This is a genomic window from Phaeobacter sp. LSS9, from assembly GCF_003443595.1.
GTDB classification, from domain to species: domain Bacteria; phylum Pseudomonadota; class Alphaproteobacteria; order Rhodobacterales; family Rhodobacteraceae; genus Phaeobacter; species Phaeobacter piscinae.
The window spans coordinates 278,920-292,383 of record NZ_CP031956.1; the positions used below are offsets into that span (position 1 = coordinate 278,920).

13 protein-coding genes and 1 tRNA gene are annotated in these 13,464 nt (G+C 63.5%); 4 read left to right on the forward strand and 10 right to left on the reverse strand.

The window, feature by feature from the left end; all coding sequences use genetic code 11:
- Positions 1 to 102: 102 nt before the first annotated feature.
- Positions 103 to 309 (forward strand): hypothetical protein, encoded by a 207-nt coding sequence (locus D1820_RS01345; RefSeq protein ID WP_118067613.1) that lies wholly within the window; start codon positions 103 to 105, stop codon positions 307 to 309.
- A 13-nt stretch (positions 310 to 322) separates the two neighbouring features.
- On the opposite strand, the gene D1820_RS01350 is transcribed toward D1820_RS01345, so the two are convergent.
- From D1820_RS01350 to D1820_RS01385, 8 genes are all read right to left on the reverse strand, one after another.
- Positions 323 to 1,435: a 2'-deoxycytidine 5'-triphosphate deaminase gene (locus D1820_RS01350; RefSeq protein WP_118067614.1), complete on the reverse strand. Its 1,113-nt coding sequence runs from the start codon at positions 1,433 to 1,435 to the stop codon at positions 323 to 325.
- 110 nt (positions 1,436 to 1,545) lie between these two features.
- Positions 1,546 to 1,622: transfer RNA gene (locus D1820_RS01355), tRNA-Pro, on the reverse strand.
- Between the two features lie 75 nt (positions 1,623 to 1,697).
- On the reverse strand, positions 1,698 to 5,195 hold the full coding sequence (locus D1820_RS01360; RefSeq protein ID WP_118067615.1) for a MerR family transcriptional regulator: 3,498 nt from the start codon (positions 5,193 to 5,195) through the stop codon (positions 1,698 to 1,700).
- Between the two features lie 29 nt (positions 5,196 to 5,224).
- The gene (ihfA, locus tag D1820_RS01365) at positions 5,225 to 5,527 is read right to left on the reverse strand and encodes an integration host factor subunit alpha (RefSeq protein ID WP_014874236.1); all 303 of its coding nucleotides are present in this window, start codon (positions 5,525 to 5,527) and stop codon (positions 5,225 to 5,227) included.
- Between the two features lie 119 nt (positions 5,528 to 5,646).
- Positions 5,647 to 6,618 (reverse strand): beta-ketoacyl-ACP synthase III, encoded by a 972-nt coding sequence (locus D1820_RS01370; RefSeq protein ID WP_040172974.1) that lies wholly within the window; start codon positions 6,616 to 6,618, stop codon positions 5,647 to 5,649.
- 15 nt (positions 6,619 to 6,633) lie between these two features.
- Positions 6,634 to 7,758, reverse strand: coding sequence for a phosphate acyltransferase PlsX (gene plsX / locus D1820_RS01375; RefSeq protein ID WP_096788947.1), 1,125 nt, complete (start codon positions 7,756 to 7,758; stop codon positions 6,634 to 6,636).
- Positions 7,759 to 7,797: 39 nt separating this feature from the next.
- Positions 7,798 to 8,004 carry a 50S ribosomal protein L32 gene (rpmF, locus tag D1820_RS01380; RefSeq protein WP_014874239.1) on the reverse strand — a complete coding sequence of 69 codons (207 nt, stop codon included), beginning with the start codon at positions 8,002 to 8,004 and terminating at the stop codon, positions 7,798 to 7,800.
- Positions 8,005 to 8,223: 219 nt separating this feature from the next.
- Positions 8,224 to 8,769 (reverse strand): DUF177 domain-containing protein, encoded by a 546-nt coding sequence (locus tag D1820_RS01385; protein ID WP_118067616.1) that lies wholly within the window; start codon positions 8,767 to 8,769, stop codon positions 8,224 to 8,226.
- Between the two features lie 87 nt (positions 8,770 to 8,856).
- Between D1820_RS01385 and D1820_RS01390 the strand changes: the two genes are divergently transcribed.
- The 3 genes from D1820_RS01390 to D1820_RS01400 all read left to right on the forward strand — a co-directional run bounded on the left by D1820_RS01390 (position 8,857) and on the right by D1820_RS01400 (position 12,152).
- Positions 8,857 to 9,324, forward strand: coding sequence for an outer membrane protein assembly factor BamE (locus tag D1820_RS01390; protein ID WP_014879657.1), 468 nt, complete (start codon positions 8,857 to 8,859; stop codon positions 9,322 to 9,324).
- A gap of 156 nt (positions 9,325 to 9,480) precedes the next feature.
- Positions 9,481 to 10,299 (forward strand): GNAT family N-acetyltransferase, encoded by an 819-nt coding sequence (locus D1820_RS01395; protein ID WP_118067617.1) that lies wholly within the window; start codon positions 9,481 to 9,483, stop codon positions 10,297 to 10,299.
- 65 nt (positions 10,300 to 10,364) lie between these two features.
- The gene (locus tag D1820_RS01400) at positions 10,365 to 12,152 is read left to right on the forward strand and encodes an ABC-F family ATP-binding cassette domain-containing protein (RefSeq protein WP_118067618.1); all 1,788 of its coding nucleotides are present in this window, start codon (positions 10,365 to 10,367) and stop codon (positions 12,150 to 12,152) included.
- 167 nt (positions 12,153 to 12,319) lie between these two features.
- Here D1820_RS01400 and D1820_RS01405 read toward each other — a convergent pair whose 3' ends face one another.
- Complete coding sequence (locus D1820_RS01405; protein WP_118067619.1) at positions 12,320 to 12,874, reverse strand: sugar O-acetyltransferase; 555 nt, start codon at positions 12,872 to 12,874, stop codon at positions 12,320 to 12,322.
- Positions 12,871 to 13,356 carry a GFA family protein gene (locus tag D1820_RS01410; protein WP_118067620.1) on the reverse strand — a complete coding sequence of 162 codons (486 nt, stop codon included), beginning with the start codon at positions 13,354 to 13,356 and terminating at the stop codon, positions 12,871 to 12,873. The genes D1820_RS01405 and D1820_RS01410 overlap by 4 nt, the downstream gene beginning before the upstream one ends.
- Between the last annotated feature and the right edge of the window lie 108 nt (positions 13,357 to 13,464).

Below are 13,464 nucleotides of genomic sequence, written 5' to 3' on the forward strand. Positions count from 1 at the left end.
CCACCGGGAACAGACGCCCTAAATCCGCCGCATAGAGGGGCCACACTAATACGGTCGGGCTGGTGGCCCGGCAATCCCGATTGGTGCGAAGGAGACAGGCAGATGAACATTGAACGCGTGATCAATATGATCCTGCGCCGCCTTGTGGGCCGCGCGGTCAATGCAGGCGTTAATGCCGGGATCAGGGCTGTCTCAAAACGTGGCAAAGGGCAGGGCGCTGATAAGGGCACCCGCCCGCTTCATCAGGATGAGGCCACAGCCCAGAAGGCGCGTTTGATGCGTCGCAACACCCGGCCACCCCGGTTCTAGGGGAGAATCAGGCTTACTCTGGTGATCTGAAATGCTTTGACAGTTTCAACCCCTGACCCTGATAGTTCGACGCAATATCAACGCCATAGAGCTGCTCTGGCACTTCGGACATCCGCTCATAGACCAGCCGCCCGACAACCTGCCCATGCTCCAGCACAAACGGCGCATCATGGCAGCGCACCTCCAGAACACCGCGCGACCCAGCACCTCCAGCAGCGGCATAGCCAAATCCGGGATCGAAGAATCCCGCATAATGCACCCGGAATTCGCCCACCATCGCCAGATAGGGCGCCATCTCGGCAGCATACTCCGGCGGAATGGCAATTGCCTCGCGGCTCACCAGAATGTAAAACGCACCGGGATCCAGAATGATCTGTCCCTTGGTGGTGCGCACCTCCTCCCAATACTCTGCCGGGTCGTAGTGACCCAGTTTCGACAGATCGACCACGCCGGTGTGATGTTTGGCACGGTAGCCCACCAGATCACCGCTTTCGGGGCGCAGATCGACGGAGAAGCCGAGACCATCTGAAATCACCGGATCACCCGATACAATCGGCGTCGCCTCATGAACCGCGCGCAGGTCGGCATCACTCAGGAACGTCCGTCCCTGACGAAAGATGATCTGCGTCAGCAATTGCCCCGGCTGCACCACAACAGAAAAGCTCTGCGGGCAGATCTCGGCATAAAGCGGCCCGTCATAGCCATCGGGCACCCGGTCAAACTCCACGCCCTGATCTGTGATCACCCGCGTCATCACATCCAGCCGCCCGATGGAAGACTTGGCACTGGCCGCCGCCGTCATACCCTCCGGCAGGCGAATGCGCTCCATCAGAGGCACCACATAGACGCAGCCTTTTTCCAGCACCGCACCGCCGGTCAGCGCCACCCGGTGCATGGTCAGATCCTCCAGCCGCTCCGCAACAGTGCGCCCAAGACCGGGCAGGAACGAGGCACGCACCCGGTAGGCGCAGTCGCTCAGCCGCAGATCAAGGCTCGCAGGCTGGATCTGATCATTCAGGATCGGAGAGAAGGCGGCAATCGCGCCCTCGGTGATCATCTGCCGGATTTTCCGGTCCGACAGCACACCCTGTGTCAGGCTGCTGCGCGTCTGTCCCTCAGATGTCATCCCATTCTCCCAACGCTTTGTTATCAACACCTTGCACGAAAGGCAGATACAAAAACACCCACCCCAGAAAGGGGCGGGCGTTTTTTAGCCCCTTGCGAGGCGGGGTATTTTGGTCGGGCTAGCAGGACTCGAACCTGCGACCTTCCGTCCCCCAGACGGACGCGCTACCAGGCTGCGCTATAGCCCGTTGCGCTGGTTTCTACCCGTTTTTCCGGCAGGGGCAAGCGAAAAGATCAGTTTCTTTCGCCCCGCTGGCAAGTTTCTAGGCCGCCCCCTGATGTGCGCGCAATCTCTCGGCGCAGGCCCGCACCTCCGCGATGTGATCGGCAGGCAGATGGTCCACCCCGGCCAGTCGCGCCAGCATGCCCGACGCCTGCGGAGCATGCGGCTCCGCCTCATCTGGGATGTCAATCACCAGCGGTTTTGGCTCTTCAGCGACGTCCGCAGCGACCTCCTCACCGACCGGCGCCTCAGCCTCCGCTGGATCCGCCGCCACCAGTTCCGGATTGATGAGGTCCGGGGCGCCCAGATCTGGGTCGGCCCCGTCCTCGCCCGCGTCAACGCTCTCCTGATCAAGGAGATCGGCCACGACCGGAGCAGGCTCCGTCAGGTCAATTTCGGCCACATCCGCGTCACCCAGGTCGGCTTCCGCCAATGCGGGACCATCCGGTGCAGAAACATCCTGTTCTGGTTCGGGCACGTCAGCTGCCGCCGCCGGTGCGACCTCAAGGGACTCCGCATCCTGTACGCCAAGCGCGGAAAGCTCAGGATCTGGAGCCGCATCCTCTGGCAGATCGCTCTGCAGCGCGGCTGTCGTCTCCTCGGCAGTGATCTCCGCCGCGACCTCCGGGATGTCCGCCTGTGGCGCGAGGTCCGGGGCCGTCTCGGTCAGTTCCGCAGGCGCTCCAATCTCCGCAGGCGCCGTCAGTTCCACCGGGTCTCCCAGCTCCGCCGGAGCGGCCAGTTCCCGCGTTTCAGCCATGACATCCGGCGTCTCTTCCGCGGACGGTGCGGCAGTATGCTCCGGCAGGGGCGCATCTTCTGCATCCGCAAGATCTGCCACAACCTGCTCCGGCTCCTGCAGCGCGGCGTCCTCCGCCAGTGGTGCGTCCAGAAAATCATCGGAGACCGCAGGCGCGCTCAGGACCGGGTCGCTGACCAGGCTGTCGTCCAGCGTCGGCGCATCCAGTTCCAAGGTGTCCAGATCCACCGCGTCGGCTGCCACTGCGCTGTCGTCAGCCATCTCCGGCAGCTCTGCCGGTTCAGCCAGATCCGGCGCATCGGCAGGTGGCTCCGGCATCTCCGCCTCATCAGCAAAGGCCAAGGGATTGTCCTCGGGGGAGGGGGCTTCGTCGTCGTCCGCCAGATGGTCGGCATGTGCATCCGCCGCATCCGTGGCAGCGGCCAACTGTTCTTCTGCGGGTGGCCCCTCAATGTCTGAGACCAGCGGTTCGGCCTCCGCAAGGGTATCTCCGAGATCTAAGGGCGGTTCGGCAAGGGGCTCTGCCTCAACCGCCGCGACCTGTTCCGGCGCCACCACATCGTCAAGGGCAGGGTCACTGTCCAGCGCCTCGACCACCGGGGCTGGGCTGTCACCCTGATCAAAAACCACCGGGTCCGGCACGTCACCTTCAGCCACGGCATCAGGAGTCGGCGTCTCTGGGTCGGCAGTTTCAAGATCGGCAATCACTGGGTCCGCAGTCTCAGGTGCTGTCGCCTCGACCATCTCTGTCGCATCATGCAGGGGCGCATCATGCAAGGGCGCAGCAGGTGCGGAATCTGTTTCAGGGTCTGCGATCAGATCGGGCGCTTGCGGTGCAACAGCCTCCACAGCACGCCCCGGCTCATCCTCAACAGGCTGGTCCGGGGCATCTCCATCGCTCCAGGGAGAGGCGCTCTCGGCGTCGGTTTCATCGACGGCGGCCACAGTCTCCACGTCTGTCCTCGCTGCCACCGGGCCAAGGCTCGGCTCAGCGGTGGGCGCCGGATCAGCCTCAACCTCCACGGCGCCACCTTCGGCAGTGTCACCTTCCAAGGGCGCGACCGAGGTGACGGTCTGCCCAGCCGGGGCCATCAGCTCCGCCGGGGCGAGGGGAACATCCACGTCCGCCGCCGCCGTCTCTGTCTCAGTCGGCAGGGGCGGGACTGGGTCCGCACCTCCGACCTCAGACACCTCAGGTGTTGCATCCCACAACTGGCCCTGTTCCGGCGTGGGCGCATCAAGATCTGTTGTTGTATCAACGTCTTGATCGATTTCAGCCGGGGCGGTGGCATCACCCTCGCCTGCGATGATCGCAGCATCACGCGTCTGATCCGCGACATCCAGCGGCAGACCCGGTTGGGCAGCCATTGCGGGGCTTTCCGACGGGGCCTCTGGCGCGGGCGCAGCCGTATCGGCCATCGCCGCACCCATCGCAGCGGAAGGCGGGGTCGATGGGTCCGGTGGGGGGGCGGCAGGTGTTGCCATTGGTGCCGCGGGCGTAGCGGCAGGCGTGCTCGCCGCTGCGCCGGGTGTGCCACCTGTCATCCCAACCGGTGTTTCCCCGACCACCTCGCCTGGCATCTCGCCCGTAGGCGCTGGCGCGGCAGGGATCGCCGTTTCGCTGGTGGTCGCGGCTGGCGGGTGGAGCGACCCGGTCTGAGACACCGCAGTGTCAATCGGATCGGCAGCGGGAGCCACACCATCAGCGGCAGGCGCAGCGGCGGGCATGGAGGGAGCGGGCATGGAGGGAGACCCCGGCGCGGCGTCGAACGCGGGTTCCACGGCGGCAGAGGTCCCGTCCTCAACGGCAGGCGTTGCCGGGACCACGGGCGCGGTTTCTGTCTGCGCTGCTACAGGCGTCTCACCCTGCGGCGGCGCCACAGGTGTCGGATCCGCTGAGGCCAGCGGTGCAGACGCAGCTGGGGTAGATGCGGGGGCAGCGGCCGCGGGAGCCGGAGTGCTGGGGGCACCTGGGTCGGCAGCAGGGGCAGCCGCGCTGGGGGCCGCAGGAACCGCAGTAGCAGGAGCCGCAGTAATCGGGGCGCCCGTCGCGGGCGAGGCCGCAGGGGGGGCGGCGCTGACAGATGGTGCGGCAGGTGTTGGATCCGCCAGTCCCGGTTGAGCCAGTCCCGGTTGAGCCAGCCCCGGTTGCGCCAGCCCCTGTTGCGCCTGCGCCGGTTGGACTTGCGCCGGTTGCGCCTGTCCGGGTTGGGCCTGTCCCGGTTGGGTCTGTATCGGCTGAGCCTGCGCGGGTTGCACGGATTGTGCTGGCGTCTCTGGCACCTGCGCCGCCTCTGCCGGTGCGGCCAGCGGCGGTTCGGTGGCGGTGGGGGCCTCTTGCGGGGCTGCATCTGCTGGACCATCCGCCTCGACAGGGTCCTCAGCCTGAACCTCGGCCTGAACCTCGGCGATGGCGATCTCCTCGGGCGGGCTTACCTCTCCCTCAATCACCACTTCACCCGTTGAGGGGGCGGGATCAGTTGCCTCGGCCTCAGCGGCAGGGATATCTCCGGCACCCATGGCGGCCACATGGGCGGGACCATGTTCGCGCAACAGCGCCTGCACATCCTTGATGGACAGCCCCTTGTCGTGCAGCAAAATCTTGATGCTGCCCAGCAATTCAACATCGGCAGGCCGATAGTACCGACGCCCGCCTGCGCGTTTGACCGGTTTGATCTGGGTGAATTTGCTTTCCCAGAAACGCAAGACATGCGCCTGGATCCCCAGCCACTCCGCAACTTCGCTGATGGTGCGGAAGGCGTCTGGTGATTTTGACATCGCGTGGTGTGTCCCGTGGTTACTGACCGTTATTTACGGTTCCCGTCTGCCACCCGGTCCTTCATCAAATGCGATGGTCGAAAGGTCAAAACCCGGCGAGGCTGAATGGGCACCTCTTCGCCAGTCTTCGGGTTGCGTCCCACGCGGGCGGATTTATCGCGCACGCTGAAGGTCCCGAAGGAAGAAATTTTGACCTGTTCCCCACGGACCAGGGCGTCAGACATATGCTGAAGCAGGCTTTCCACCAGCTGCGCGCTTTCGTTGCGCGACAGGCCAACCTCGCGGAAGACCGCTTCACTCAAATCCATTCGTGTTAGTGTTTTTTCGCCCATGACTATCCCCGCTGTTTGTCGAAGCATAGGGCGGGGGGAATTTCCCTGTCAATATCAATGAATTGCATCGGGGAGTTGGACTGGTAAAATCGCACGCCTTCTGAGCGTTGCCTTGCCGCTTACCAGCGCAGCACCACCGATCCCCAGGCCAAACCGCCGCCAATCGCCTCGGTGACCACCAGATCGCCCTGTTTGATCTGACCCCGTGCCTTGCCCACCGAAAGCGCCAGCGGGATCGACGCGGCGGAGGTATTGCCGTGGTCCTGTACGGTCACGACAACCTTCTCCATCGGCAGGCCCATCTTCTTGGCGGTGCCCTGAATGATGCGGATATTGGCCTGATGCGGCACGATCCAATCCACGTCATCCGCGCCAAGGCCGGCCCGCTCCAGCGCGGTATGGGCGGTGGAGGCCAGTTTCTCAACTGCGTGGCGGAACACCTGATTGCCCTGCATGCGCAGATGACCGGTGTTCTGGGTCGATACACCGCCATCCACATAAAGCAGATCTTTGTAGCGCCCGTCGGAATTGAGATCGGTTGCCAGAATGCCGCGATCATCGCTGCTGCCGGCGCCGTCCTGCGCCTCCAGCACCAGCGCGCCGGCGCCATCACCAAACAGAACGCAGGTGGAGCGGTCGGTCCAGTCCATGATCCTGCTAAAGGTCTCAGCCCCGATCACCAGCACCTTTTCGGCCTGACCGGAGGCAACCAGCGCATTGGCGTTGCTCAGCGCGTAAACGAACCCGGCACAGACCGCCTGCACGTCAAAGGCAAAGCCGCGCGTCATACCCAGTTGCGCCTGCACCATGGTGGCAGCAGAGGGGAAGGTCAGATCGGCGGTAGAGGTGGCCACGACGATGGCGTCGATATCTTCGGCCGTCAGCCCCGCATCGGTGAGCGCATTTTGCGCGGCCTTGGTGGCCATCATCGAGGTGGTTTCCCCCTCGGCGGCGAAATGGCGGCGCTCAATCCCGGAGCGGCTGCGAATCCATTCGTCGGTGGTGTCTAGCGTGGCTTCGAATTCCGCGTTTTCGACCACGCGTTCAGGGAGATAATGCCCGGTCCCGACAATTACTGCGCGTCGCGTCATTCTATGGCCTGCCTTTTAGTCTTTTTTGGTGGGCGCCTGGTCGGTTGGGGTCTCGTCCATTTGCGCTGGTTTATCTTGGGTAAGCGCCACAGAGGATGCAACCCGTGCCGCCAGTTTTTCTGCAAACCCCTGCTGGGCGAGACGGAACGCCAGCTTGACCGCCGCCGAGACACCGGTGGCATCGGCGCCGCCGTGGGATTTCACCACGGTGCCATTGAGGCCAAGGAACACGCCGCCATTGACCCGGCGCGGATCCAGCCGTTTGGAGAGCCGCTTCAGCGAGGTCATCGCCAGCAGCGCGGCAATCTTCGACAGGAAGGAGTATTCAAATGCCTCGCGCAGGGCGACACGCATCAGGCTGGCGGTGCCTTCGCCGGTCTTGATCGCTACATTGCCGGTAAACCCGTCGGTGACAATCACATCGGCCACATCACCGGGGATATCGCTGCCCTCGACGAAGCCAACAAAATCAAAGCTGCCGTTGTCCGAATGATCGGAGATCAGCCCGTAGGCCTCTTTCAGATCGGCGTGGCCTTTGTGTTCTTCGGTGCCGACATTCAGCAGACCCACGCGGGGGCGGGGGATATCCATCGAATTGCGCACATAAGAGGTGCCCATCAGGGCATATTGTAGCAGATCCTGCGCATCGGCACGCACATCGGCACCGACATCCAGCATCACGTTGAAGCCTTGCGGATTGCGTGACGGCCAGAGAATCGCAATCGCCGGACGGTTCACGCCGGGCAGCTTGCGCAGGCGCAGCATCGACAGCGCCATCAGCGCGCCGGTGTTGCCGCAGGAGACGGCGCCGGCGGCTTCGCCCTGTTTGACCGAGTCCAGCGCCGACCACATCGACGTGCCCTTGCCGTTGCGCATCACCTGAGAGGGTTTGTCCTCCATGGTGACCACATCGCGGGCATCGCGGAATTCCACGCGTCCATTGAGGATGCGTTTCTTGGCGACGAGTGGTTTCAGCTGATCTTCGGGACCATGCAGGATGAACCCCAGATCGGGGTTCTTGTCGGCGGACATAGCAATGCCGGCCACCACAACTGCGGGGCCGGCATCTCCGCCCATGGCGTCAACCGAAATGACTATGCGGCCGGCATTCTTCTGCATCTGATCGGGTTTACCCGCCATGAAAAGGCCTGCCTGACATAAGTCTGGGTCAGACGCGGCTTAGGCCGCGTCTTCGTCCATGTCGATCTCGTCAGCGGCTGCGACGATTTCTTTCTCGTCGTAGTGGCCGCAGGAGGGGCAAACGTGGTGCGGGCGCTTCAGCTCGCCGCAGTTGCCGCATTCGTTCGGGTTTGCAGCAACCAGTGCATCGTGCGCGCGGCGGTTGTTGCGACGCGACTTGGATACTTTGTTCTGTTGGACAGCCATGTCTCAACCTTTGTCACTTGGGGCCTTGGGGCTGTCCCCGCGGCGCGTTTCACATTCAATGTTTCGATCGGTCTGCCGTGCGTTTAGGCCGCAGCCTTGCCGATGTCCAACCAAAATTCCGATGAGCGCGCGAAAATACTGCGAATTGACGCTGGCGCAAGTGGTTTTTTGGCCGGTCAGCGCAGGAACACCAATCGGAATCGTCTGGCTGCTCTCTTTTCAGTCTTCGCCGCCGCCGTCAAGCTGATCGCGCAGAGCCGCCAGCCCGGCAAAGGGCTTGGTGTCTTCATCGCGCATGGGGGCCACACCGGGTTCGGCATGCACCGATTCTCCCAGTTCGGCGCCGTCTTTGCGGGGGTATTGCGGCAGCGCCAGCGCCAGCGCCTCCACCATCACCTCCTGCGGGGAGATATGGCTGCCAAGCGGTTCGCTGGTGTCATCTTCCGGCATCTCCACTTCTTCCTCGCTGTCGGGATGCACCAGCCCCGCGATGAAGCTGCGGCGCACCTTCTGGTCGATGCGGCTGGTCACCGGATCCAGTGTCACCACGCAGGGCTGCACCACGGTCGCCCCCAGATCCGCCACGAGTTCCCAGTCGCGTTTGCCCAGGGCGCGGATCTCTCCGGCAAAGCGCAGCTTGCGCAGATCATCAACGCCAAGCTCCTGGGCGAGCGCCTTCATCGTGGCGGTGTCAGGGCGCAGTTCAAAGGTGGTTGCGCGGTTTTGCGGGAGGTCAGCGACCCGAAAAGCGGTGCTCTCAGACATTTGGGGGACTTTCGTTTCTTGAACCGGAGGCTCGGTTTAGGTAATCCGGTTCAAAGGCGTATTCAAGCCGGGGGGCAAGAGAGTAGCATGACATCCAAACGCATGAGGTCGCTGAAGGCGGCGACAAGGGTCACGGTTCTCTTGGTTGCGGGGCTCGCGGTCAGTGGCTGCGCGATGTATCGCAAACATGGATATGTCCCCAGCGAGGAACTGCTCTCCGAGGTGGTTGTGGGCGTTGATACCAAGGACAGCGTGGCCGAAACCGTCGGTGTGCCTGCAGCAGAGGGCGTGCTGACCGATGGCGGGTATTACTACGTCTCCACCCTGATGCGCCGCCGCGGCCCGTCAGCGACAAAGCCGGTCTCGCGCGAATTGGTGGCGATCAACTTCAACGATCAGGGCGTGGTCACCGGGATCGAACGCTACGGTCTGGAACAGGGCCGGGTGATTCCCTTGCAGCGCCGCGTGACCAGCTCCAACGTGCAGGACAAGACATTCCTGCGCCAGCTTCTGGGCAGCCTCGGCAACTTTGGCCCTGGTGGTCTGATCGAATGATGGGGCGGGTCTGATCGGCCTGCATATCGAGATCTTTGAAAAGCCATCCCGATCCGGGGTGGCTTTCGTCATTTGGCTGAGATGCGATCCATGGTAGGCAGGCCTGAGTTGTTTGCTGTGCGGTAGCTTGCGGTGTCTGTGGTTGGTGGAAGATCTGTGTTGCGTGATGTAATCAATCCGGTCGGGATGACAGGTGATGCAGAGCCTGAGGCTGTTTTGCATGGCGGCCGCTACCGTGTCCGCGTCATTGATGGGGCGGAGGGGGCGCTGGACCATGCCGATCTGCAACAGGCACAGCGCCTGCGTGGTCTGTGTTTTGGACGACCGGGGTCGGATGCAGAGGCACTGGATGCGCGCTGTCGGCATCTGTTGGTGGAGGATCAGGCCAGTGGCCGCTTGGTCTGTTGCTGCCGGTTGCTGCTCTTGCCGGATGGCGCGCATCTTGGGGTCAGCTACGCCGCGCAGCGCTATGATCTGACCCCGTTGCAGCCGCGTACTGGCCCGCTGCTGGAGCTGGGCCGGTTCTGCATCCATCCTGATTGGCAGGACGCGGATATTCTGCGGCTGGCCTGGGGCGCGCTGACGGCGTTTGTGGACCAGCAGGGCGTGGAGCTGCTGTTTGGCTGTTCGTCGTTCCGGGGCACGGATCCGGCGGCTTACTCTCAGGCACTGGCCCTGCTGCGGTTGCGTCATCAGGCCCCGCCGGGGCAGGGCGTCGGGGTGCGTGCGGCGGAGGTGCTGGAGCTGGCCGCGCTGGATCTGCCCCGCGTGGACGGCAAACAGGCCTTGCAGCAGATGCCACCCCTGCTGCGCAGCTATCTGATGATGGGTGGTTGGGTCAGCGACCATGTGGTGATTGACCGTGATCTCGACACGCTGCATCTGTTTACGGGTGTTGAAATTGCCGCCATTCCCGCCGCGCGCAAACGTCTGCTGCGCGCTGTTGCCGGGGGCTTCGCCAGTCACGGGGCCTGACAGCCGTTGACCTGCCCCGCGCCCCGGTTTAGCTGGCTCCTATGGCACGTATTCCTCTCTTACAGATGTCCGGTATCTCCCTCACCTTTGGGGGCGATCCGGTGTTCGCGGATCTTGATCTGGTGGTGCAACCCGGTGACCGGGTGGCGCTGGTTGGGCGCAATGGCTCCGGCAAATCCACCCTGATGAAGGTGATGGCCGGTCTGGTCGAAGCTGACGCGGGGGCGCTGGTGGTGCCGCCCGGAAAATCCGTCGGCTATATGGAACAGGACCCGCAGATGACCGGCTTTGCCACCCTGGGCGATTTCGCGGCCTCCGAGTTGGACCCCGGCGAGATGTACAAGGTGGAGCGCGCAGGCGAGGGGCTGAAGTTTGATCCCGCACGCCCGGTGGCGACGGCCTCTGGCGGTGAAAAGCGCCGCGCGGCGCTGGCCAAGCTGATGGCCGAGGCGCCGGATCTGATGTTGCTGGATGAGCCGACCAACCATCTGGATATTGAGGCGATCACCTGGCTTGAGAATGAGCTGAAGGCGACCCGCGCGGGGTTTGTGTTGATCTCGCACGACCGGGCGTTCCTGCGGGCGCTGACCCGCGCGACGCTATGGGTGGACCGGGGGCAGGTGCGCCGTCAGGAAAAGGGGTTTGAGGCCTTTGAGGCCTGGCGCGACAAGATCTGGGAAGAAGAAGACCAGCAGCGCCATAAGCTGAACCGGCTGATCAAATCCGAAAGCCGCTGGGCGGTGGAGGGGATCTCGGCCCGGCGCAAGCGCAATATGGGCCGGGTGCGCGCGCTTCAGGATCTGAAGGCGGAGCGGTCGAGCCAGATCAAACGACAGGGCGCCGCGGAGCTGGCGCTGGACGCAGGCCCGAAATCTGGCCGTAAGGTGATTGAGGCCGCAGGGCTGACGAAATCCTATGGCGACAAGGCGATTGTGCGGGACTTCTCCCTGAAGGTGCAGCGCGGGGATCGGGTTGCCTTTGTCGGGCCGAATGGTGCGGGCAAGACGACCCTGTTGAAGATGCTGCTGGGGCTGGAACAGCCTGACGCGGGGACGGTGCAGCTGGGCACCAATCTGGAGCTGGCGCTGTTTGATCAGACCCGTGATCAGCTGGACGGCGATGCCAGCCTTTGGGAAAACCTGACCTCTGATCCTCTGCTCGGGATTTCCGGCAAGGCGGATCAGGTGATGGTGCGGGGGCAGCCGAAACATGTGGTGGGCTATCTGAAGGAATTCCTGTTCGATGAGGCGCAGGCCCGCGCGCCGGTGCGGTCCCTGTCCGGGGGCGAAAAGGCGCGGTTGCTGCTGGCCCGGCTGATGGCCCGGCAGAGCAACCTGCTGGTTTTGGATGAACCGACCAACGATCTGGATGTCGAAACACTGGATCTGTTGCAGGAGCTGCTGGACAGCTACGACGGCACGGTTTTGCTGGTCAGCCACGACCGGGATTTTCTGGACCGTGTGGCCACCACCACCATCGCCATGGAAGGCGGCGGCGGGGCCACCGCCTATGCCGGCGGGTGGAGCGATTATCTGGCCCAGCGTGGCCCTGTGGCCGGGGCGGCGGAGAAATCCGAAAAACCCAAAGCGGCGAAATCAAAACCCAAGCAGGAGGCGCAGCCGAAGGACGGTCTGAGCTTCAAGGAAAAACACCGGCTGGAGGCCTTGCCCGGAGAGATCGAGCGGCTGGAGGCGGAGATCGCTAAATTGCAACAGCTGATGGCCGATCCTGAGCTGTTCACCCGCGAGCCGGTGAAGTTTCAAAAAGCCACCGATGCGCTGGTGGAGCGGCAGGAAAAGCTCTCCGCCGCTGAGGAAGAATGGCTGGAGCTGGAAGAGAAATCTGCGGGCTGAGGCCCGTCTGGTTTTTTGGTAAGTCATATTGACCCAATGTTTCGCGTGCGAAACATTGGGTCAAAGACGCTGCCGTAGTCGTTTGTAAAATATAAATTTTTCCTGATTGAAGTCTAAGGTGGCGCGCGCCTGCTGTGCAACAGTTCCGCGTTTTAACCGTGCGGATGTCAGCCGGGCAGCGCCCGCGCCGGATTGCCGACAACCCTCACCCCGGCTTCCACATCCCGTGTCACCACGGCACCAGCGCCGATGATGGCGCCATCGCCGATGCTGACACCGGGCAGGATGATCGCGCCGCCGCCGATCCAGACATCGGATCCCAGCGTGACCGGGCGCGCGACCTCTAAACCCTTGGCGCGCAACGCAGGATCGCGGTGATGATCGGCGCAGTAGATCTGCACATTTGGCCCCAGCATGCTGCGATCCCCGATGCGCACAGGGGCGCTATCCAGAATGGTGCAGCCCGCATTCATATAGACCTGATCGCCAAGCGTAATATTGATCCCATAGGCGCAGTGAAACGGGGTCTCGATCAGGCAGTTCTGTCCATGTTCAGCGAAGAGCGCAGCCAGCGATGGGCTGAGGGTTTCGCTGGGGTCCGGGGCGCGGTGATTGTGCTGGTGCACCGCCAGACGGGCCTGATGACGCAACACCGAGAGTTCGCTGTCTATGCAACAGTACCAGTCGCCCGCCTGCATCTTTTGCCGCTCAGATCGGCTCATGCCGGGCCTGTTCCGGGTGAGGGTGGCGCGATGGTTTTGGCGTAATCGGCCATCAGATCCGCCAGCGCCTCCGCCGTGGTGGGGAAGCGGGCATAGCTGTGGGGGGCCGGGACATTTGCCCAGGGCTGTTTCTCCTCGGTCATGATCTCGACGAAGGGGGTGAACCACGTCAGATCATCCAGCAGGGAGGCACGCAGATTCACCCGCTCCGGCGCCGCCTTCAGGCGCGAGAGAACGAAGCTGAGGCAGCTCGGGCAGTAATAATGCTTGCGCTCTGCGCTGTGGAGGCCGCCTAGCACCAGCTCTCCCGTGGTGGTGACGGCCGCTGCCGGGAACATGACGGTCAGGGAATAGGCGCTGGCGGCAAGTTTCTGACAATCGCGGCAATGGCAGGCCAGCGTCAGCAGGGGCGCGGCAGTGACATGCAGCTGCACAGCGCCGCAGAGACAGGCGCCGGTCAGTGGCAGGTTGGGCTGGGTCATGGGTCGGCTCCCCCTCGGTCAGGCTCCGCGACAGGCTAGCGGAGATTCTGGGGGCTGTCGCTGCTCATTTCCCTGCCGCGCCAATCAGGGGGAGGGGGGCCTCAAGAG